This is a genomic window from candidate division WOR-3 bacterium (genome assembly GCA_039802205.1).
Taxonomy (GTDB): domain Bacteria; phylum Hydrothermota; class Tepidihabitantia; order SM23-42; family JAOAFX01; genus JAOAFX01.
This window is the reverse complement of record JBDRWD010000026.1, coordinates 1-21,685: the sequence shown is the minus strand read 5'-3', so window position 1 is coordinate 21,685 and position 21,685 is coordinate 1. Positions and strand designations below refer to the sequence as shown.

The 21,685-nt window shown below is 43.4% G+C and carries 19 protein-coding genes; 16 read left to right on the top strand and 3 right to left on the bottom strand.

Annotation, left to right across the window (positions count from 1 at the left end; genetic code table 11):
• Position 1: 1 nt before the first annotated feature.
• The gene (locus ABIL39_06855) at positions 2-517 is read right to left on the bottom strand and encodes a hypothetical protein (GenBank protein MEO0165839.1); all 516 of its coding nucleotides are present in this window, start codon (positions 515-517) and stop codon (positions 2-4) included.
• Positions 518-1,016: 499 nt separating this feature from the next.
• On the opposite strand from ABIL39_06855, the gene ABIL39_06850 reads away from it, so the two are divergent.
• The 16 genes from ABIL39_06850 (at position 1,017) to ABIL39_06775 (ending at position 18,560) form a co-directional block, all read left to right on the top strand.
• Positions 1,017-1,598 carry a 2-oxoacid:acceptor oxidoreductase family protein gene (locus ABIL39_06850; protein ID MEO0165838.1) on the top strand — a complete coding sequence of 194 codons (582 nt, stop codon included), beginning with the start codon at positions 1,017-1,019 and terminating at the stop codon, positions 1,596-1,598.
• Complete coding sequence (locus ABIL39_06845) at positions 1,595-1,885, top strand: 4Fe-4S binding protein (GenBank protein MEO0165837.1); 291 nt, start codon at positions 1,595-1,597, stop codon at positions 1,883-1,885. The genes ABIL39_06850 and ABIL39_06845 overlap by 4 nt, the downstream gene beginning before the upstream one ends.
• The gene (porA, locus tag ABIL39_06840) at positions 1,882-3,054 is read left to right on the top strand and encodes a pyruvate ferredoxin oxidoreductase (protein ID MEO0165836.1); all 1,173 of its coding nucleotides are present in this window, start codon (positions 1,882-1,884) and stop codon (positions 3,052-3,054) included. Before ABIL39_06845 ends, porA begins: the two co-directional genes overlap by 4 nt.
• Positions 3,051-3,974, top strand: coding sequence for a thiamine pyrophosphate-dependent enzyme (locus ABIL39_06835; GenBank protein MEO0165835.1), 924 nt, complete (start codon positions 3,051-3,053; stop codon positions 3,972-3,974). The genes porA and ABIL39_06835 overlap by 4 nt, the downstream gene beginning before the upstream one ends.
• 33 nt (positions 3,975-4,007) lie before the next feature.
• Positions 4,008-4,652 (top strand): HAD family hydrolase, encoded by a 645-nt coding sequence (locus ABIL39_06830; GenBank protein MEO0165834.1) that lies wholly within the window; start codon positions 4,008-4,010, stop codon positions 4,650-4,652.
• 59 nt (positions 4,653-4,711) lie between these two features.
• Positions 4,712-6,382, top strand: a complete 1,671-nt coding sequence (locus ABIL39_06825; protein MEO0165833.1) for a metallopeptidase TldD-related protein — start codon at positions 4,712-4,714, stop codon at positions 6,380-6,382.
• Between the two features lie 9 nt (positions 6,383-6,391).
• Positions 6,392-8,227 carry a metallopeptidase TldD-related protein gene (locus ABIL39_06820; GenBank protein MEO0165832.1) on the top strand — a complete coding sequence of 612 codons (1,836 nt, stop codon included), beginning with the start codon at positions 6,392-6,394 and terminating at the stop codon, positions 8,225-8,227.
• Between the two features lie 364 nt (positions 8,228-8,591).
• Positions 8,592-9,404 (top strand): hypothetical protein, encoded by an 813-nt coding sequence (locus ABIL39_06815; protein ID MEO0165831.1) that lies wholly within the window; start codon positions 8,592-8,594, stop codon positions 9,402-9,404.
• 341 nt (positions 9,405-9,745) lie between these two features.
• Positions 9,746-10,975, top strand: a complete 1,230-nt coding sequence (gene lysA / locus ABIL39_06810) for a diaminopimelate decarboxylase (GenBank protein MEO0165830.1) — start codon at positions 9,746-9,748, stop codon at positions 10,973-10,975.
• Positions 10,953-12,197, top strand: a complete 1,245-nt coding sequence (locus ABIL39_06805; GenBank protein MEO0165829.1) for an ACT domain-containing protein — start codon at positions 10,953-10,955, stop codon at positions 12,195-12,197. The genes lysA and ABIL39_06805 overlap by 23 nt, the downstream gene beginning before the upstream one ends.
• 2 nt (positions 12,198-12,199) lie before the next feature.
• Complete coding sequence (locus ABIL39_06800; GenBank protein MEO0165828.1) at positions 12,200-13,234, top strand: diaminopimelate dehydrogenase; 1,035 nt, start codon at positions 12,200-12,202, stop codon at positions 13,232-13,234.
• Positions 13,235-13,445: 211 nt separating this feature from the next.
• Positions 13,446-14,813 (top strand): sigma-54 dependent transcriptional regulator, encoded by a 1,368-nt coding sequence (locus ABIL39_06795; GenBank protein MEO0165827.1) that lies wholly within the window; start codon positions 13,446-13,448, stop codon positions 14,811-14,813.
• 49 nt (positions 14,814-14,862) lie between these two features.
• Positions 14,863-15,159 (top strand): GYD domain-containing protein, encoded by a 297-nt coding sequence (locus ABIL39_06790; protein ID MEO0165826.1) that lies wholly within the window; start codon positions 14,863-14,865, stop codon positions 15,157-15,159.
• The gene (locus tag ABIL39_06785; protein MEO0165825.1) at positions 15,160-15,873 is read left to right on the top strand and encodes a 4Fe-4S binding protein; all 714 of its coding nucleotides are present in this window, start codon (positions 15,160-15,162) and stop codon (positions 15,871-15,873) included.
• A 22-nt stretch (positions 15,874-15,895) separates the two neighbouring features.
• Positions 15,896-16,711 carry an agmatinase gene (gene speB / locus ABIL39_06780; protein MEO0165824.1) on the top strand — a complete coding sequence of 272 codons (816 nt, stop codon included), beginning with the start codon at positions 15,896-15,898 and terminating at the stop codon, positions 16,709-16,711.
• 1 nt (position 16,712) lies between these two features.
• Positions 16,713-18,560 carry a M1 family aminopeptidase gene (locus ABIL39_06775; protein ID MEO0165823.1) on the top strand — a complete coding sequence of 616 codons (1,848 nt, stop codon included), beginning with the start codon at positions 16,713-16,715 and terminating at the stop codon, positions 18,558-18,560.
• A 42-nt stretch (positions 18,561-18,602) separates the two neighbouring features.
• Here the strand turns inward: ABIL39_06775 and ABIL39_06770 are convergent, their stop codons facing one another.
• Together ABIL39_06770 and ABIL39_06765 are read right to left on the bottom strand one after the other, a co-directional pair.
• The gene (locus ABIL39_06770) at positions 18,603-19,358 is read right to left on the bottom strand and encodes a hypothetical protein (GenBank protein ID MEO0165822.1); all 756 of its coding nucleotides are present in this window, start codon (positions 19,356-19,358) and stop codon (positions 18,603-18,605) included.
• A 190-nt stretch (positions 19,359-19,548) separates the two neighbouring features.
• On the bottom strand, positions 19,549-21,417 hold the full coding sequence (locus ABIL39_06765; protein ID MEO0165821.1) for a T9SS type A sorting domain-containing protein: 1,869 nt from the start codon (positions 21,415-21,417) through the stop codon (positions 19,549-19,551).
• Positions 21,418-21,685 lie beyond the last annotated feature (268 nt).

The following is a 21,685-nucleotide window of genomic DNA, read 5'->3' as shown; positions in this document are numbered from 1 at the left end:
TCTAAAACACTCCAAAACGGATACCCATGGAAAATCTGAACATCGTCTCGGTATTTTCTACATCGTATATGATGATACCAGGTTCTCCAAACAACTTCGTCTTTAAGTTCAAAAAATAATTAAATCCCATACCAAATCGGAAAACGAAGAAGGTATGGCTGCCCGCCGGTCCCGGTAAATCATAAACATTAAATCCTAATCCGCCGTGGACATAAGGTTCAAACTCCGTCATTGGGATATAGAAGATTCCATCCAGCGAAAATCCGCTACCTTCCCATCCTTCAGAATTAAGGTAGAAACGTGTTCCGTTTCCAAAAACGGCTTCGGTAAAGGTGAATCTCAAACCCATCTGTCTAAGGGGGTTGACCACACATTCGCCACCAATCCCGAAATAAGCATCGTTGCTCACATAAAAACTTGCCTTTGGTGCAAGTTCAACCAACGACCCGTATCTTTTTATACCCCGAGCCTGGATGAAGGCAGTGCTGATCAATATTATAAGGAAGAATTTTTTCATTTTCGCTCCTTTTTTACAGAATTATATCCATTTTTGCACTCTTTTCAATAGGTTTTTAAGCTGAATCCTCTCCAAATTTTTATAGAGAATAAACCTGCGGGTAAATAAAATTCTAGTAATTTCAGTTTCAGAGAAGGTTAGGGCCGATCTTCTCTCGCAGGGCAAGCTTTAGCCTTGCAAAAATAAAAAATACCAACCTGAAGTCGTCGGGTGGTAACCGGCAAAATGGTAGGCGCAGGCTTTAGCCTGCGGATAAATGTTTTTAAATCTTAGGGTATTTCGCACCCCGAAGGGTGCGGCTACCTCTAATAATCCAGCGCGCATAAAATAATTTGACAAAAATTAAAGAGATCTCCAGTGCATTATATCCTTGACCGGATCGAAAATTTGGATATAATAAAACTGGTAAAAAATTACTTGGAATTTATTTCCTTTAAAACCCTGGTTTACATTCAATAAACAGGGTTTATCTTTTTGTTAATTTAAGAAAAAGGAGTGAATAATGGCATTACTTGAGATTAGATGGCATGGCCGGGGTGGTCAAGGTGCCAAGACCGCTGCCCTGCTTTTTGCCGATGCGGCAGTGGAGACTGGTAAATATATTCAGGCTTTTCCGGAATATGGTCCGGAACGCATGGGTGCACCGGTATTTGCTTTTAATCGCCTCTCCGACGAACCCATCCTCCAGCATTGTGGAATTAAAAATCCGGATATCGTGGTCGTGCTCGACTCCACATTGATGGAGACGATAGATGTAACTGAAGGTTTAAAAGAAGACGGCATTCTTCTGGTCAATACCCAGAAATCTGCATCGGAGATAAGGGAGCAATTAAAGATTGGAAACAAAAAAATCAAAGTCTATGTGGTGGATGCGAGCAAAATAGCAAAGGAGATTCTAAAGAGGGATATCCCCAACACACCAATGCTCGGTGCCCTTATCAAGGTTTCAAAACTCTTAGAATTTGAGCCGATGCTGGAATCAGTAAAGAAAAGACTGGAGCACAAGTTTCCCAATCGTCCCGATGTGGTCGAAGGGAATATAAAGGCAATAATCAGGGCTTACGAGGAGGTTAAAGAATGAAGCAAGAAAAAAAGGGCTGGAGAGAACTGCCTATCGGTCTTGCCTGGAAATCAGGCACCAGTAAAGAATTTGAAACCGGTGATTGGCGGAGCGACAAACCAATCTGGGATGCCCAGAAATGCACCCACTGTCTTATCTGCTGGATCTACTGTCCTGATTCTGCAATCATTGTCAAAGAGGGTAAGGTCCAGGGAATAGATTATAAATATTGCAAGGGTTGTGGCATTTGCGCTGAAGAATGCCCACCTAAGATAAAGGCAATTACCATGGTAAGGGAGGAAAAATGATTGTAGCGCGAACTGGCAATGAAGCAATGGCAGAAGCGATGCGGCAGATAAATCCAGATGTGGTCGCCGCCTATCCCATCACTCCTGCTACCGAGGTGGTCCAGTTGTTTGCATCTTTTGTCGCCGACGGTCTGGTAACGACCGAATTTGTGCCTGCTGAGAGCGAACATTCCGCACTCAGCGCGTGTGTGGGAGCCGCGGCTGCTGGTGCCCGGGTGATGACCTCTACCTCCTCCCAAGGACTGGCATTGATGCACGAGATTTTATTCATCGCTTCTGGTTTACGATTACCGATTGTCATCTGCCTCGTTAATCGCGCTCTTTCGAGTCCGATCAATATCCACTGTGACCACTCAGATTCTTTGGCCTCCCGGGATTCCGGATGGCTCCAGATTTTTACTGAGAATACTCAGGAAGCCTATGATACGACGATTATGGCGGTAAAGATGGCAGAAGAAATAATGCTTCCGGCAATGGTGACGACCGATGGTTTCATCATCAGCCACGGTATGGAAAGGATTGAGTTGATCGAAGATGAAAAAGTTCCCCAGTGGTTAGGGGAGAGAAAAATCATCAACAATCTTCTGGATGTTAACAATCCCATAACATTAGGCATGCTCGACCTCCAGGATTATTACTTTGAACATAAGCGTCAGACGATAGAAGCGATGAATAATGCCCTCCCGATAATTGAAAAAGTCCAGAAAGAGTTTGGTGATGCCTTTGGGCGTTATTATCCCATCGTTGATGAATATAAGATGGAAGATGCCGAAGTAGCAATTCTCACAATGGGTTCCACAGGCGGTACCGGTAAGGTGGCTGTGGACCGGATGCGGAAAAAGGGAAAGAAAGTAGGTTTGGTGCGCTGCCGGATTTATCGACCCTTCCCAAAAGAAGCGATGCTCAAGGCAATCACCAAAGTCCGGGTTCTTGGAATAATGGACCGTGCTGATACTCTCTCTACCCTTGGCGGTCATCTGTATAATGATTGTCGGTCCATCCTTTATGAATCGGAGAAAAAGCCATTGTTGAAAAATTATATATATGGCCTCGGTGGACGGGATATCAGCATTGAAGAAATTGAAGAGATCTTTGACCAATTGCTTAAGATTAAGGATACCGGTAAAGTGGACAAAGATATCGTCTATTATGGAGTAAGGGGGGAATAATGGCGACACTGAAAGAACTGGCTCAACAGGGTGAGAAATTCTTAGGTGGACACCGGGCCTGTGCTGGTTGCGGGGCAACGATTGTGGCCCGGCAGGTTCTGCTCGCTGCCCAATATCCAGTCGTGGTTGGTGCTGCCACTGGTTGCCTTGAAGTAATCTCCACAATCTTTCCCTACTCGGCTTGGAATGTTCCTTATATCCACAATGCCTTTGAAAATGTCGCTGCCACCATGGCTGGTGTCGAAGCGGCATACAAGGCACTGAAGCGAAAGGGTAAAATTGATAAGGAATTACGATTTATCGCCTTCGGAGGTGATGGTGGAACCTATGACATCGGTCTTCAGGCGCTTTCAGGAATGATTGAAAGGAGACACCGAGTCCTTTATGTTTGTTACAACAACGAAGCCTACATGAACACAGGAATCCAACGCTCTTCTGCCACTCCCTATGGTGCCCATACCACAACCTCACCGGCAGGAACAGTGCTTCCGGGTAAGCTCCAACCTCGTAAAAATTTGACCGAGATCGTCATAGCACACGAACCTGCTTACGCAGCCCAGGCAACGATTGGATATTGGAACGATTTGGTCACAAAAGTGCGCAAAGCCTTAGATGCCAATGGACCTTCGTTCATCAATGTCTTTTCCCCATGTCGGCTCGGTTGGGCATATCCGCCGGAAAAGACGATTGCAATTACCCGCCTTGCTGTAGAAACATGTGTCTGGCCACTTTATGAGTATGAAAATGGCAAATACCGAATCACCGTGAAACCAAAAGAGAAAAAACCAGTGGAAGAGTTTTTAAAAATCCAAGGAAGATTTGCTCATCTCTTCAAGTTGAAGGATAAGACCCCAATTGAGGAATTCCAGGCCGAAGTCGACCGGATCTGGGAAAGATTACAGAAACGCTGCGCAGAATAACTAATCCGGGATATCGGAGGAACCCGGATTTCTTTGATAGCTTATTTTTCGGGTCGGAAAATGGTGAAGGTAATCATTTTTGACCTCGATGGCACGCTTTATACCAGTCCGGAAGTTTATCAAAAATTTGCGGAAGCTGCCTACCATACATATGCCAAGATTAAAAATACCACCTTGGAACAGGCAAAAGAGACACTGGAAAAGCGGCGTGCTGAGATAAAAGAAGAAAAAGGTTATCCCATACCTTATACCCTTGCCCTTCTTTCATTCGGGATACCAATTGAGGAATGGCACAATGAGAATATCAAATATTTTGATGCTGGTGATTATCTAAAACCTGATCAAGAATTGCAGGGAGTGCTGAAAAAATTAAAAGCGAAATATAAACTCGCCGTCTTCACGAACAATAACCGTATCCAAACCGAGAGAATCCTCAATGCCCTTGGGATAAAAGAACTTTTTGATTACATCTTTACCTATGAAAATTTTCGCCTCATCAAACCTGACCCCCGGGTCTTTCAATTTTTAGTGAAAGAAATAGGTTTCAAGCCTGAAGAATGTCTAATGGTCGGTGATCGTTACCATGTAGACCTCCTTCCAGCAAAAGAACAAGGAATGGCAATATTTGAGGTCCGGGGACCAGCAGACATCGCTAAGTTGTTAGACTTTAATGCATAAAAAACACGCCCTTGACTTGACGAAAAATTGATTTAAGATTATAAAATAAGGAGTCGACAATGAAAAAATTCTTTTTTCTCATTCTTTTTGTGAGTATTCATTTGGTGAAGGCATACAGTAGCATCCTCAATACCATGGATGAAGAACTCAATCGTTCGTATAAAATTCTCCAGTCAACAAAACCCTTCCCGGTTTATTTCATACAGTATGAAATTGTGGACGAACATCAAATTGTAATCAATGCCACACTCGGGGTAATAGTTGAAGAGCAAGAAAATAGACACCGGTATTTAGATGTGGACCTGCGAGTCGGCTCATACAAACTCGATAATTATCACGAAATCCGTGGTGCCGAAGAATCCGAATGGTGGACAACACCTGCGGAGGTTCCGATCGACGATAATCCTGAGGCATTGCGATTGATCCTCTGGACAGAAACAGATAAAAAATTCAAATCCGCCCAAGAACGCTATATAAAAGTCCTGAATGAAAGACAGGTAAAAGTAATTGAATCTGATACCTCCCCGGATTTCAGTAAAGCGCCGAGGATAGAATACATTGGGATGATCGAGGATATCAACCTGGACCAAAATCTATGGAAAGAACGCCTCCGTAAACTATCCGCACTTTTCAAAGATCACACCTGGATCTACAGCTCCCGGGTAGCCCTCCGTGCCATTTCCCAAACCAAATATTTAGTCAATACCGAGGGAACAAAGTTGCTACACAACCAGGTCAGTTATCACCTTCAGGTGTATGCCGCAACCATGGCGGATGATGGCATGGAACTTTATCTTTCCTATCCTGTTTTTGCCCGGAAGATAGAAAATCTTCCAGATGAAGAGTTTCTTAAATCCCAGATTGATTCGCTCATCAAAAATTTGTATGCCTTGAAGAATGCCCCACTGGTTGAACCATATTCTGGACCCGCAATCCTGATGAATCGTGCCTGTGGTGTTTTTTTCCATGAAATTTTCGGACATCGTGTTGAAGGGCACCGTCAGAAAAGTGAATTTGAAGGCCAGACTTTTACTAAAAAATTGAACGAAAGAATCATGCCTGAATTTATTTCCATCTACGACGATCCAACGATGAAGAAATTTAATGATAAAGACCTGAACGGCCATTATTTGTTTGATGATGAGGGTGTAAAGGGAGCACGCGTGACAGTAGTGGAAAACGGGATATTGAAAGGATTTTTGATGAGCCGTTCACCCATCGCTAATTTTCCAGTGTCAAATGGTCACGGAAGGAGACAGGCAGGGCGCAAGGTTGTTGCCCGACAGGGTGTGTTATACATAAAATCCGCAAAAGAAGTATCATTTGAAGAATTACGCCGCGCTCTGATTGAAGAATGCAGAAGGCAAAATAAACCTTACGGACTCATCTTCTACGATATTGCCGGCGGTTTTACGATCACAGGCCGCGAGGGTCCCCAGACCTTCAAAGTGATACCTCTTTTTGTAAAGAAAATTTATGTGGACGGTAGACCTGATGAAGTTGTAAGAGGTGTTGATATCGTGGGGACCCCGCTCCTTTCACTCTCCAAAATACTGCTCACCGGCAATGATTATGAAGTTTTCAACGGGACCTGTGGTGCGGAATCAGGTTGGGTGCCGGTCTCCGCAATCTCTCCTTCGATACTCGTATCCGAAATAGAGGTTGAGAAAAAAGCAAAAGGTCAGGAGCGACCACCGATTTTACCCGCGCCGGTTGAATCGTCAAGATAAGGGGGAAAAATGGCTCGAAAAACTAAGAGATGGATCAAACAAAAGGAAAGAAAAGATGGAAAGCAAAGATTGAAGGCAGAACCATGGCTATTGGTATTAGCAGGATTTTTTCTCATCCGGCCTTTGGTTTCTTATGCATCTGATAAGAATGCACTCCTGCGGGCGTTGGAAGACGAATTAGCACGGAGTATCACAGAATTGCAATTACCGAATCAACCCAAGCCCTACTATCTTGCTTATCGAGTGGTAGATTCAAAAGAAGTAGAAATAATAGCGTCCGCGGGTGGATTGCTGGGAAGCAATGAAACACATAATCGAGAACTTTTTGTAGATTTAAGGGTGGGTGATTATCGGATGGATAACAGTAATTTTATCTGTGCCACATCTGGTTCCCGAATAATTGAATCGCACCAGACACAAATTCCAGTGGAAGATGATTACCTTGCGCTGCGGCGGGCAATCTGGCTTGTCACCGATGGGACTTATAAAAGGGCCTTAGAAGTGCTGGCAAAAAAGAAAGCTTATCTCCAGAATAAACAAGTTAGTGATACAATTCCTGATTTCACCAGGGCAAAACCTTGCTCGCTCTGGACGCTCCTCGTTCCACCACCATTAGACAGGAATAAGTTGAATCGAGAGGTTGTGCGAATTTCGAGGATCTTAAAACAATATCCTTCGATTAAAGAATCTTCAGTCCGTTTTCGATGCCGAACTACTGATCAGTACTTCTTGGATAGCGATGGGAGTAAAAGTCTCCAGGGGAGGTTATTAACCGGCATCGAAGTCAAGGCAAAGGCCCAGGCAAAAAATGGTAGAGTAATGGAAGATTATATTGAATTTTATGCTCAAAAGCCACAAGATTTTGATTTTGTGGATTTAGAGAAAAAGATCAACGCATGGGCAGAGACATTGACGATGAAAATTGACATAAAACCAGAGGATGAAGGCTATACTGGACCGGTCCTCTTCCTCGGGCCTGCGGCTTGTGAACTATTCTTCCAGACACTGGGCAAGGGAGTGAGTGGGGTTAGAGAAGTATTAGTGGAGAGTGAAATTTTGGAAAGAAATATTATGAAACATAATCTTGGTTTGCTATCCAACCGCCTTGGTAAGCGCCTCTTACCTGAATTCATCTTTAGCTACGATGATCCAGATTTGAAAGAATACAATGGAATACCTTTAATCGGTGGCTACGCAGTAGACGAGCAGGGCGTAAAATCTGAAAAGATCGAACTGATAAAAGAAGGAAAATTAATAAATTTCCCCATGTCTCGAACTCCGACAAATAAAATCACTACATCCAATGGCCACGCCCGCTACTGGAATGAGATTTATGTGCCGCGATATGTGGGATTTATCAGCAATATGGTAATCAATTCCCATAAAAAATTGTCCGAGGAAAAACTTGTGGAACGTCTGAAAGAAATCGCACGGGATTATGGCAATGAATATGCCCTCATCATCACCCGCCTCCAGCCCACCATGCCTCAAAACGAACTCCAGCGCTATCAGCGACTTTATCAGACAAGAACTAAATCCGAACCGCTTCTTTCTTCTCCCCTTAACATTTATAAACTGGATATAAAATCCAACTCACTCCAGTTGATCACCGGATTGGATTTTGCTCCGCTCGCACCCAGTATCCTGAAAGATATCAGCGCCGTTGGTGAAAAGGAATATATCTACAACTTTATCTACCGCAATGCTTACGGTGATGAAATTCCGGTTTCCGTTGTGGCACCCGCGGTGCTCATTGAAGACCTGGAACTCATCCCTAAGAAAGAAAAGATAGAAAGGCCTGCCCTGGTGCCCCGACCGAAAATAACGCGGGATCATCCATTCTAAAACCAATATCACTCCGGGAGCTATAGACAAGAAAGAAGGGTGAAATAGTTAGAAAAATCTTTGGAAATTTCCTTTATGGAATAATCAACGACGATTTGAATCAAAAATTCTTCTTAACGAAAGTGCGCTTATGATTTGCATTAACATTCCAGAGGAAGTGTATACCATGAAAGTCAAAGAGTAAATAATTAAATCATATGCCGCGCACTATCGCAGGGCATCAAAAAAGGAGAAAAAAGAAATACACGCACGAATTATTACCTTTGAAGTTAAAGGTGACATTTTCGCTTTGAAACGACACAAATAGTGCAGCAACTGTTGACATTTTACAAATTATAGATACAATAGTGGAGAAGGAGGTTTTATGAAAAAACTTTTATGTGTGGTTGGAGGTATAATAATCTTGGTAATTGGTTGTGGTAAAGGCGAAAGGGCATCAATAATGAGTCATATAGCGTTCCACTGGGACACCCCTGATTCTTTTGTAAAAACCGCGGTGGTTGAGGGTTACAAATATAACGGATTCAAGATAATTCCCGTGACTACAATAAATGAAGATACTCTCTACCCTAAAATTTATGGTTTTGACCCGACATATTTCTATTACGAAGCTTATGTCAACTGGATAGATGAAGGTGAGGAATGTAAATTTAAGATTGATTATGATGAAGGAAAAGGAGAGGCAACCGGCACAATGCCCGGAGAATTTCGTATCACCAGTCCGGATACGACCTATGTACTGCACAAAGGTAGTGCCCTTAATATAACCTGGAATTCTTCAAACGGAGCGAATTGGTATTGGCTAGATGTATATTTGGATTATTACTATGTAGATACTTCGGGGTCCTGGGATAGTTACTATTTTGAATTAGATACAATAGTTGATGGAACTTCACTCACGATCAGTGCAAGCAGAATCTTCCCGAATTATGTAGACTCAGTTAGTTGGGGATATGGGGAAGTATTTATTGAGGCAATTAACGGTCCAAAACCAGAACCTGGTGCAAAGAGCAATATCAAAGGAGATGCCGTGGGATTCTTCTGGTGTGTATATGATGCGAAAAGTATTACATTTGGCATTGAAAATCTCTTGGCCATGCCGCGAGCAAATCGTCAGACCGAAATAAGAAAAAGACATTATGAAGTATTGCGTGAATTCGCACTGGAAAACGAATAGCTATTGAATGATAAAAAGGGGCGGTTCTGCCGCCCCTTTTTTGTTTCTATATTGGTTAAGGTTGTTCAATCATTAACTTGTTTGCCAGCCCTTTTAAATGTTCTTGAGGCTTTCGCTGTCCTGATTTTTGCCGATTTCTCCATTGAATTATTTTTGATTCAAATCGCACGCTTGACTTTTTTCAAATTTTTTATATAATCTCCGATGATGAAACTCTTCAAGAGATTCTGGATGAAGAAGGGTTACAAGGGGGTGGGCTTGCTGTTCCCCTGATCGTCAATTTTCTGGACAGGAGCCCACCACAAAGGTGGGCTTTTTTATTTCCCAGAGAAAGGAGGTTTATGAAAAATAATGGGGTGCTTGAGCAACTGCGGAAAAAATTGGCATCAAAGAAAGATATTGAAACACCATGTTATATTTATGACCGAAAAAGAATCCTGGAAAATATCGCTACGCTGAAACGGAATTTTGATTCCATCGCACGGATCTACTTTGCAGTCAAGGCGAATACCAACATCACGATTTTGAGACTGATTAAAAAAGAAGGGATTGGTGCAGAAGTAGTATCACCGGGCGAGATATTTATCTGCCGAAAAGCCGGGTTTAAAGGAAAAGAAATTCTTTATAACAATGTGGCACGCAAGCCAGAAGAGATTTCATATGCCCTTAAAAATGGTGTAATCTTTTTCAATTTTGAGAGTATCAATCAGGCTGTTCTCTTAGAAGAGGTAGCGAAGAGAATGGGTAAAGAGATCGGTGTCTTTGTGCGTATCAATCCGGGGATCTTCCCAGAGACCCATCCGCATCTTTCTACTGGATCAGAAAAAAGTAAGTTCGGGATAAAATTAAATGAAATACCAGAAGTTTTAAAAACTACAAAACGATTCAAATATGCAAAACTCATCGGAATCCATTCCCATATCGGCTCCCAAATTCTTTCTCCGACCCCTTTCATCAAAGCGGCCCGCAAGGTAATGGAAGCGATTGATTTCCTTCAGAAGAATGGTGTAAAGATAGAATACATAAATCTCGGGGGTGGCTTTGGTGTCCCTTATAAACCCGATGAACGACCTTTAAATTTCCAGCCCATCATCGATTGTTATCAGCATATAAAAGAGAAATATAGTGTCACCATCTTCCTTGAACCTGGAAGATTTTTGGTTGCCAATGCTGGATATATTCTTACCCGGCTCATCGATAAAAAAAAGCGCGACCATCTGCCGTTATACATGATTGATGCTGGGATGACGGAAAACCCAAGACCTGCACTCTATGATGCCTACCATCACATCGAACCTTTGAGCTATAATCCGAGCAAAAAGTTCAAAGTCCGGATAACCGGCCCGCTCTGTGAGAATGCCGATGAATTTGGAATCTACCCGCTCCCCGAGCTCAAAATCGGAGATTATCTTTTGATCTATAATTCAGGTGCTTACACCCGGACGTTGGCGTCTACTTACAACGGTCGACCATTACCCGCAGAATATCTCATCGACGAAGAACTAAAATTGATAAGAAAGAAACAATCTTTAGGAGGATTGATTGCCAATGAAAAATATAAAGGTGTTTAAAGTCGGTGGCTCGGTTCTCGCTGAGCCCGAAGATTTTTTGAAAATTGCAAAATTGCTTTTAAAATTCAAGACGACCGCCATCTGTCTGGTAACATCAGCAATGAAAGGAGAGACTGATAAATTGATTGATTTATATATGAGGGCAGTTCCTCAACCGGATTTTTACGGCTTTGAGAGATTTGCAGGCATGGGTGAGATTCTTGCCGCGTTGATTTTTGAGTCGGTATTTAAAGCGTTGAACGCACAAGCCCGGACAATCTTACCTGGCATGGCTGAGTGGCCCATACACATCCGGTTGCAATCAAAAGGCCAGCTCAGTGCCCAGAAGATCAATGAAAAACGGGAATTCACATTATTACCGATCGCATCCAAGATTGCAAGCAGATTCCTGCTCCCCTTGCTTAATAAGAATACAATACTGGTAATCCCGGGCTTTATTGCCCAAGATGAAAAGAAAAATATCGTGACCCTGGGTCGGGGTGGTAGTGATATTTCGGCGTTATTGATCGCCGAATTGCTCAATGCCCAAGAGTTGGTTTTGGTTAAAGATGTAGGAGGTATCTTGAGTGTTGATCCCAAAATCGTTTCCAATTCCCGGATGATAAAGAAACTCAGCTGGGCAGAACTGGGTGCTCTCGCCGCATCAGGTGCCCAGGTTTTAAATCCTATCTCTTTAAAGCATAGAAAGAATCTTCAGAAAATCAGGGTGATTGCTCAAGATGGGAAAAATCTTGAGAATGGAGGAACCGAGATCGTCTTTGATAAAGAGGTGAGCATCACCCTTGCTGAGAAAATCTATGGTGTTTTGACCTTCATCGGCGAAAGGATTCCAGAGACACCCGGGATTTTAAGCAAAGTCGCCCAAACACTCACCGAAAAAAAGGTCGCAGTCCATTCCCTCACAATTTCTGATAACCTTCTGGCGATATATGTTGAAGAAAGTAGAGTGGAAGAAGCTTATGAACATCTATCAAAACTCATCCCGGAAATTAAAAATTTCAAGGCATTGAATCTGAAAAAGGGAATCGCCAAGATTGTGGTGCGCAGTTTAAAATTTATAAATGAACCAGGAGCGATAAAGAAGATTGCCACACCGCTTTCAAGGGAAAAGATTAATATTTGGGAAATTTTGACTGTTCATACCGACATCATGATCTTTGTTGAAGCCCAGGATAAAATAAGGGCTTATAATCTTATCAAACAACTCTTCAAAAAGGAGTGAGCATGGCAGAAAATAAAATCAAAGTTGCCATCATTGGCTATGGCAACCTGGGAAAAGGTGTAAAAAAGGCGATAAATAGAAATCCGGATATGGAACTGGTTGGAATAATCACGCGCCGACCCGAGGTTGTGAAAAAAATTGAAAAAGATATCCCGGTATTTTCATTTGAGAATTTCAAAGTTCTCGCCGATGTGGCAATACTCTGCGGTGGTTCTAAAGAGGATATCTTTGGTCCGGAGAATAACCGAGATATCGAACGCATCCGTATTCCCGATCCTTACTCTTATGGCCAAGGTTTATACTTTGCCCAGTTTTTCAACACCGTGGACAGTTTTGATACCCATCGGCGAATTGTAGATTATTATCAACAAATCGGAAAAATCGCTAAGATTAACCGGCATACATCAGTAATTTCTGGGGGCTGGGACCCAGGGACATTCTCAGTAGAAAGAGTATTAGCCGATGCCTTTTTTCCCGGAAGCAAAATTTATACCTTTTGGGGTCCTGGTATAAGTCAGGGGCATTCTGATGCAGTCCGGCAGGTACCCGGTGTGCGGGATGCGCGGTCTTATACGATCCCGATAAAAAGTGCTCTTCGGGAGGTAAAGAAAGGTAGAAATCCAGCGTTAAAACCGCAGATGATGCACAAAAGAATTGTCTATGTCGTCGCCCATCCGGATGCCGATAAAAAAGATATCGCCCGCCGGATAAAACAGATGCCAAATTATTTTGCCGAATATGACACAAAAATCGTCTTCGTTTCCGAAGAAGAGTTAAAGCAAAAACACAGAGCATTTCCCCATCAGGGATCTGTAATTCTTTCCGGGAGCACTGGAAGCGGGAATAAAGCACTAATTGAATACCACTGTGAATGGGATAGCAATCCTGAAGCCACTGCCAGTATTCTGGTTGCCTGCGCCCGGGCCTGTTATCGTCTTCACAACGAAAAAAGATACGGCGCATTCACCATGTTAGACATCCCCCCTGTCTACTATTCACCGTACTCATCCCATGAACTTATTAAAAATTACATGTAGTTTAAATCCAAAGTTCTAACCATCTTTTATCTAAAGGAATATCCTGCCACAGACCCAATAGGGCGGAGTAATGAGGCTAAAATTCCGGCATCTCAGTTGCGAAAGACCGTTCTTACATTTTTGTAGCATTTCCACCGTTGCTCATTGCTCAGTTAAAAGTAGTCAGGGCATTGCATTATTGACAATTGGAAAATAGTGTTTATAATCTTTCATGTATCCAATTCTTATTGTGGATGATGATGAATCGATAAGGGGTCTTCTCACTGCCTTTTTCGAAGAAGAAAATTACACTGTATTATGTGCTGCCAATGGTGCCCAGGCGTGGCAGATATTTCTCCAACACCTTCCCCGGATTGTAATCCTCGATCAGCGCTTACCTGATATCCAGGGGATCGAACTTCTTAAAAAGATGAGAGAATACGATCCCGAAGTAAAGGTGGTGGTCATCACTGGTTACGGTGAGATCAAGGATGCAGTAAAAGCGATGGAGTACGGCGCTGTCAATTACCTTTTGAAACCCCTTGATCTCCAGGAGTTGCGTATAATAATTAAACAGATCCAGGAAAATCTCACTATAAAAAAAGAGCGTGATTTATACCGGGATAGACTTCAAGTTTTAACCCGAGGAAAACTGACACCATTGATCTATAAATCCAAAAAGATGGAGGAGATTTTAAATCAGGTAAAGGAAGTAGCAAAGACTAACTCCACGGTGCTACTGGAAGGTGAGAGTGGCACCGGCAAAGGACTTCTTGCCCTTTACATTCACCAAATCAGTAACCGGAGCACAGGACCATTCGTGGATATCGATTGCACAACAATTCCGGAAAACCTCCTTGAATCGGAATTATTCGGCTACGAGCCTGGTGCCTTTACCGACGCCCGGAGAAGAAAAGAAGGTTTGATTGAACTCGCTCATACCGGAACATTGTTTCTTGATGAGATAAGTAGCATGCCCCTCCTGCTGCAGGGTAAATTGTTGAAGGTGCTGGAAGAAAGGAGGTTTCGTAAATTGGGGGGAAAGAAGGATATAAATGTGGATGTGCGCATAATCGTAGCGACCAATGCCAATCTCGAAGAGATGGTGGAAAAGGGGACATTCCGAAAGGACCTCTTTTTCCGGATAAACACCTTTCCCATCCGCTTACCACCTTTGCGCGAAAGAAAGGAGGATATCATTCCCCTTGCCGAGCATTTCCTGAAAGAAATCGCCCGGGAATACCATAAAGAGATTGTCGGAATTGCTCCTGCCGCTATGGAGTTATTAAAAAATTATCACTGGCCCGGCAATATACGGGAACTGAGAAATGCGATCGAAAAGGCGATAATCATCACCCGTGCAACCTATCTCCAGCCTGAGGATATCAGCCTTGGAAAGACTGGGATGATAGAAGAAGAGACTCTGCCTTTGGACTACAATAAGGCAATAACGCGAGTAGAGATGGATCTTGTGAAGAGGGCACTCCAACAGACCCAGGGCAATCAAACCCGGGCTGCGGAATTACTTGGTGTTTCAAGAAATTTTTTGATAAGGTTGATGAAAAAATACCGTATCAATCCGTTTGCGTTTAAAACCTAAATATTGACTTCACCGCGGATTGAAGTATAATCAGAAAAAAGGAGAGGTTATGGCAACTTATATTCTCGTCACAAAATTATCGCCGGAACTGACCCGGGATTTAAGAAAACGCGCCGAGATTGGCAGGCAATGGATGGAAAGGGTGAAGAAGGACTGTCCAGAGGTGAAATTCATTGCCCATTATGCCCTTCTCGGACCTTATGATTTCCTTGATATTTATGAAGCACCCAATGAGGAGATCGCAGCGAAGGTTTCCATGATCAGCCTCTCGGGCGGTGCACTCTCCGCGGAGTCCTGGACCGCGATACCTTACAAGCGATTTCTGGAATTGATAAAAGACCTTTAAATGGATGATTTCATCTGTGTCCTGCGCTGCCGGGGAGGGAGACAAAGTAAAGACCTCTATTTGTATAACGGACCTCAAGACTGCTGGTTTAATTACACGATTTATAATGGGAATAAATCCTGCATTTATGGCTGTCTGGGGGCAGGTCACTGTGCAGAGGTCTGTCCGAAAAATGCCATTAAGTTGAATCAAGATAAACTGCCCGTTATAAATCATGATTTATGTGATGGTTGTGGTATTTGTGTTAAGGAATGCCCGAGAAAGGCATTAGAATTAATCCCCCGGAGCCATCTGATCTATCTCGCCTGCAAATCACATGATGAAGAAGAACGAGTGCAGCTTCATTGTGCTAATGGCTGCACTGGTTGTGGAATCTGTGCAAAATCCTGTCCTTATGAAGCAATAAGATTAGAAGATAATTTGCCGGTGATCGATTATGAAAAGTGCAATTCCTGCGGTATCTGCGTCCATAAATGTCCACGGAACTGTTTTGTAGACCGGGCGATCGCCCGACCTTATGGTATAATCTCATTGAAATGTAATGGCTGTGGGGTATGTGTAAAAGTATGTCAATTTGGGGCAATCACAGGGAATTTGGGGCAGAGGCATCTCATTGCCAAGGAGAAATGCATCGGCTGCGGGCGGTGTTTTGAAATATGCCCGATAAAGGCGATAACGATGGCTGGTGCCCTGGGCTATACCAGCGCCGCTTGAATTTATAAAAAAGGAAGGTGCAATGATAATTGAATATGCAAATTCGGATTTAAAAAATGCCCAGATTGCAATCATGGGTTTCCCCTATGATCGAACATCTTCATTCATTCCTGGTTCCCGCCTGGGCCCACGCTATATACGAATCTGTACCGAAAATATTGAGTGGTTTTCACCATACCAAAATCGTTCGGTGGCATCTGTGAAGATTGCCGACCTTGAAGATTATGAGTTCCGGACCGAGGACCCAATAAAAGAAATGGAAGAGAAGGCATATGAACTATACCGAAAACAAAGACGGGTCATCTTTTTGGGAGGTGAGCATACGATATCCTTTCCGATCATCAAAGGGATAAAACGAGTGATCAAGGAATTTTCCGTGATCCATTTTGATGCCCATGCCGATTTAAGAGATGAATATCATGGGGAAAGATTGAGCCATGCAGCTGCAATGCGCCGAGTAGGTGAGGTGGTGGGTTTAAAAAGTATCTATCAATTCGGAATTCGTTCCGGGACCGAAGAGGAATTTTCCCTGAACAAAAATCTCTACCGCTTTACGGTCCGGTCAAATTTAAAGCGGGTCCTTATGAAAATTCCCGAACCGATTTATCTGACGATCGATGTGGATGTGGTAGACCCTTCCCAGATGCCGGCAGTGAGCACCCCAGAACCCAACGGGATACCGTTCAAAGAGTTGATCGATTCCATCCTTCTTTTGAAAGGCAAAAGAATAATCGGGGCGGATATTGTGGAGTATAATCCGCTGGCGTGCACCCCTTATGCAACAGGAGCAGCAGTAGCAGTGATTTTGCGCGAGTTGATTTTGGTTATGGCAGGTTGAAATGGCGGTTTTTTTAATCTTTCTTTTGTCCCAGGAGTTGAATATGGAGAAGAAACAAGTCTTTCATCCAGAGATGCTCCGGGCTGATTCCATCCACTCCTACGATGTCCTCCATTATCTAATAAAACTCAACCTGCCCATGAATTCCCGATACCTTGCCGGTGGGGTTACCGTCGCCATGCGGAGCAATATCCATAATTTAAACCGGGTTGACCTTTATTTATTGGGCCTAAATGTGGATTCGGTCAAAGTTGATGGAATAAATGCCTCTTATACCCATATTGCCGAGACCATCTGGGTGACTTTACCCCACCTTTACCATCAGGGTGATTCATTTGATGTGTTCATCGGCTACAGCGGAACAGCTTCGGGAAATATGGGCTATTTGTTCTATCAGAGTCTCCATCCCATCGCCTACACCCTGGGATGTCCTTTTGCTGAGAAAAGATGGTTTCCCTGTTACGATCAACTCTGGGATAAGGCTGATTATGGAGTTGAATTTTATATCACTGTTCCGGACTCCTTCACGGTTTGTGCCACCGGCGCATTTTTAGGAAAAACCGTTGCTCAAGGTTATGCCACATACCACTGGAAGCATTGTTATCCCATCGCCCCTTACTTAATACACTTTGCTTCCAGCATCTATACGACCTATTCTGATTGGTATCATCCCGCATCCGGTGAGAGTTTGGAAATCAAATATTACTTCTGGCCCGAAGATACTGTTTATGCACCGACCGCCTTTGCACTGATTACGGATATGATAGCATTTTATGACTCGCTATTCGGTCCCTATCCATTTGAAAGGTATGGGATGGATGTGGTAACGCCGTTTTCATATGGCGGGATGGAACATCAGACGATAAGCACCATCCACCGGCAATGGCTAATTAGTAATGATTATTATGGAATGGCACACGAACTTTCCCACCAGTGGTGGGGCGATATGGTGACCTGTTTCGGTTGGCAGAATGTCTGGCTCAACGAAGGTTTCGCTACTTATTGTGATGCCCTATATCTTGAACACCGGCAGGGACATCAGGCGTTCATCAACACCATGCTCAACCGATTGAATAATTATTTCAGTGCAGAGACCGCCAATCCCCATCCGATCTATAATCCTCCTTCCAATCTCATATTCTCCTGGGGGCACAGCTATTGTAAGGGATCATGGATACTCCATATGATCAGGTATTTATGCGGCAGCGATAGTCTCTGGTTAAGATTGCTTGCCACCTACCGGGATTCATTTGCGTATAAAAATGCCTCCACCAGTGATTTAAACCGGATAATGAATCAGGTTTTGAACGGTAACTATGACTGGTTCTTCAATGAGTATGTTTATGATATGGGCTATCCCTATTACAATGTGGTCTGGAATAAGGTTTACGAACCACCAAATTGGCGCCTTGTGCTTGATATTTCCCAGATTCAAACGATCGGTCCCTCAATATTCCACATACCCCTTCCGCTCGGAATTGGCTTTAGCAATAATGATACAATCATCATCTTGCCGATAAATCAATCACCACAACATTTTGAATTCCTCCTGCCGCAAGAACCGCTCTCCATTATCGTGGATCCTGAGCATTGGGTGATTCAGAAAAATATCGTCACGGGAATTTACGAACAAAAAGAAAGTACTCTCTCCCCGTGCTCCGACCTTCCGAATGTTGGCCGGAGAATAATCCTTGCCTCAAAACAACCAAGAGAGATTGAAATTTACGATGTCCTGGGACGCCAAATCTTGAAAGGGAAGATAAAAAATCTGGTCTTTGAACCTAAAGACGCAGGGGTTTATTTTATAAAGGTAGAAGACGCGAGGAAGAAGATTGTCATTATCAAATAACAAAAGGGGAGCATAGCGCTCCCCTTTTGTTATAAAGTATTCTTAGGCGGCGGGCCGTTCCAATTTGAAGAAGTGTTTTACCTTCCATCCTTCACTGAGTAAGATATAATAGCCATCATAACCATTCGCGTCGGGTTCGGCAAAGAATTCATAGCGGACAAAGATCGTCTCGCCGAATTTGCCCCAGTTATCTTCGGTAGTTCCAGCACCCCGCTGGTCAAATTTGAAATGGGCGTAAAGCTGGATATTGGGCGAGGTAGAGATATTGATCTCCGCTGAACTATCCCCAGGAACGATGCTGTTATTAAATTCGAATTTATACCAGGTATCTTCCCAGTTCCACTTCAGATTACCTGTGACATGGACCGAATCCACACTGATAATAGTATGGAACCAGATATTCCTATGATCAGCCAACAACCCCACATCGATCTGGGTGATCACCCCGGTGTCTCCACCCCAGACATCAGGAGTGGGCATCGCCAACCATCTTATGGAATCGATCACCGTACCCGAGCTATCCAGCGGAAATTTGATGAAGAAACGGTAAAAGACATTATTCGGCCAATCCACTGGATTGGGCACGTTAATCGTCTCCGGTGGTGCAATCCAACCAAAAGGAGGGGAACACACGGTTCCGATTCCATATTTGTCCACCGAGGTCATCATCCCTAACATGGTGAGCCCCTGGATGAGATTGTTAGCTTGGTATAGTTCGTCCTCATCAGTCTTTTTTCCGCAACTGATGAAAAGAACCAACATTAACCCCATACCTACTATTACCTTTATTTTTCGCATATTAACCTCCTTTTTTCTCTCACGGACCTAATATGCAAACTTAATGCCCCATATCCACAAGAAAAACCACGATATTTCAGAAGTTTTTCCTTAGCTGCTCTATAACAAGTTATACTAAAGTTAAACAAATTGCACAAAAAGTCAACGATGTGCCCTATCTGATATCTGATAGGGCACATCGCTTTTTTAATTATCTTACCACCACCGCCTTTCTTGTGATCTGTTCTTTTTCGACTTCCAGGACCACGAAATAGATACCCGGTGACACTTTTCTCATTGATTCATCACAGGCATTCCAGTTGACACTATAAATTCCGGCTTCCTGATAATCATTCACAATATTTTTTATCAATCTTCCCGCGGCATCAAAGACTTTTAATCGGACAAACCCCGATTTTTGAACCTGATACTGTATATTCCCACCATGGGTACTCATCAAATTAGGTACCAATCTTAGGCCGGATGGAGAAATTTTGTGCACTGTTTTTTCGGCTATCCCTGCTTCGGGTAGAGGAATCACTTTTAAGCGGATCATGAAATCCCCACCACTTGTAGGGTTACCCCACTGTCCATTCACATATAACCACATATTCTGCTGGTAATTTAGACTTGGATCCATCAAGCAACTCACGGTATCGGTCCCGATCGGTGGTCCAATGATAAAACCGACCACGGCACCATTGGTCATTCGAAGATTTGCATTGGTAATCTCTTCCGCATACCAGTCATAACCAGGCGATTGGAGATTTGGTTTTGTATACACCAGTTGACCCGGGGCACCACCAGATCCAATGGTATAGACATTAAGGTCAAAGTTACCGGCGCGGCTGAAGAAAAATCTCACTTCATGGAGACGACCGCTATCAATTCCCACGGGTGCAAAGTCAAATCGGACAAACATTCCAGAACCAACACCCAGGCCACCCGGAATCCAGTAGGGTTGGCCATCATCATAATAGATCAGTATCGCATTCGTCACCTCAAAATTATAGGTGAGGGTATTAGCACTGTTTCCGGCATTGTCAACCGCTCGAATGTAATAGTAGATGTCGGTGTGATAATGCTGTGGTGGAATGAGTGCTTCGTAGATATCGGTTCCCACCAATTGCATCGGCAATCGAATCCAGGGTCCATCTTCTACCCGGTAATAGACACTAACCGAGTCTGCATTTACACCGCTTCCGGGGTCGGTAATTGTAGCGACTACTGTATAACCGTATGAGGTATCAGGAGAGTCCTCAAGGGGTGCATGTTCAATGATGGGCGGCTGGAGATCAGCAGGCGGAGTAGCGGCGATTCTTATATCATCGATGAAACAACCTTGACCACCATCAAGGGCATCATACGCAAATACAAATCGAATTTTGATCTGATTGCCCGGAGCGACATAACCCAGGGCAATGAGATTTTGGGATGCCACATCCACCCAGTTCGGTCTTGTATCATAGCAATATGCCCAGCGGGTTCCTAATAATCCGGTGTTGGCGAGACGTGAATCATAAGATGGGATCAGATGACCTAAATGAGCCGAATCAATCTGCTTCCAGGTTGCCCCATTATCCGGAGAAATCTGGACGATAAATCCATCAAAATTTGTAGCATTGCCTTCGAAATCACCCCAATAAGAGAAGGAGATAAATAATGAGTCCCAACCGGTCAAGTCGATTGTCGGTGATTCAAGACAGGTGGCATTGCCAGGATTCTGCCCAGGGGAAGGGTAGAGAGCGACATCATTCGCAGGATGACCGGGGTAGCGGTAACCGGAATGGGCGGGTGATTGAGGACCGTATACATTCGTAGTATCCCGCATTCCAAATGTTTGCATCACCACGCTTCCGGGATAACCATAAGTAGTCCAAGGTCCCAGCGTGTCTCTTTCAAAACTATCAACGAATTCCTGACGCGGTGAAAAAATGACAGTTTCGTTTTCCCTGCTACTCTCTCCAGAAAACGGACTGGGTTGGGCAGTGATATTAGAACTGATACCCAGTACTGGAATAGGAATGAGCAAACTCATAAGGGCGATAACCACAATACTGTAATAGAATCGATTTCTCATAAAACCTCCTTTCCATAAAATTTTTTCCCTAACTTTTGATCCGGTAGCGAAATTCCCATCTCTCAAATTATAATCCAAAATATTAAAATGTCAATCCTCGATTTCTGAGTCCTCTCCACATTTTTATAAAATGTTTTATTTAGTGACAATAAAACCTATGAGCAAAATTGGTAAGGGCATCCAATAATTTCAGTGTCGGACAAGGTTTTGATTGATGCCCCTCGTAGGGCAAGGCTTTCGCATTGCATAAATAAAAAGTTAGTCGGGT

Bases quoted from the DNA above. Each gene is read 5' to 3' on its own strand.
- ABIL39_06855 (MEO0165839.1), bottom strand. From the start codon at position 517: ATGAAAAAATTCTTCCTTATAATATTGATCAGCACTGCCTTCATCCAG.
- ABIL39_06845 (MEO0165837.1), top strand. From the start codon at position 1,595: ATGAAGCAAGAAAAAAAGGGCTGGAGAGAACTGCCTATCGGTCTTGCC.
- porA (MEO0165836.1), top strand. From the start codon at position 1,882: ATGATTGTAGCGCGAACTGGCAATGAAGCAATGGCAGAAGCGATGCGG.
- ABIL39_06825 (MEO0165833.1), top strand. From the start codon at position 4,712: ATGAAAAAATTCTTTTTTCTCATTCTTTTTGTGAGTATTCATTTGGTG.
- ABIL39_06820 (MEO0165832.1), top strand. From the start codon at position 6,392: ATGGCTCGAAAAACTAAGAGATGGATCAAACAAAAGGAAAGAAAAGAT.
- ABIL39_06815 (MEO0165831.1), top strand. From the start codon at position 8,592: ATGAAAAAACTTTTATGTGTGGTTGGAGGTATAATAATCTTGGTAATT.
- lysA (MEO0165830.1), top strand. From the start codon at position 9,746: ATGAAAAATAATGGGGTGCTTGAGCAACTGCGGAAAAAATTGGCATCA.
- ABIL39_06805 (MEO0165829.1), top strand. From the start codon at position 10,953: ATGAAAAATATAAAGGTGTTTAAAGTCGGTGGCTCGGTTCTCGCTGAG.
- ABIL39_06800 (MEO0165828.1), top strand. From the start codon at position 12,200: ATGGCAGAAAATAAAATCAAAGTTGCCATCATTGGCTATGGCAACCTG.
- ABIL39_06795 (MEO0165827.1), top strand. From the start codon at position 13,446: ATGTATCCAATTCTTATTGTGGATGATGATGAATCGATAAGGGGTCTT.
- ABIL39_06790 (MEO0165826.1), top strand. From the start codon at position 14,863: ATGGCAACTTATATTCTCGTCACAAAATTATCGCCGGAACTGACCCGG.
- ABIL39_06785 (MEO0165825.1), top strand. From the start codon at position 15,160: ATGGATGATTTCATCTGTGTCCTGCGCTGCCGGGGAGGGAGACAAAGT.
- speB (MEO0165824.1), top strand. From the start codon at position 15,896: ATGATAATTGAATATGCAAATTCGGATTTAAAAAATGCCCAGATTGCA.
- ABIL39_06775 (MEO0165823.1), top strand. From the start codon at position 16,713: ATGGCGGTTTTTTTAATCTTTCTTTTGTCCCAGGAGTTGAATATGGAG.
- ABIL39_06770 (MEO0165822.1), bottom strand. From the start codon at position 19,358: ATGCGAAAAATAAAGGTAATAGTAGGTATGGGGTTAATGTTGGTTCTT.
- ABIL39_06765 (MEO0165821.1), bottom strand. From the start codon at position 21,417: ATGAGAAATCGATTCTATTACAGTATTGTGGTTATCGCCCTTATGAGT.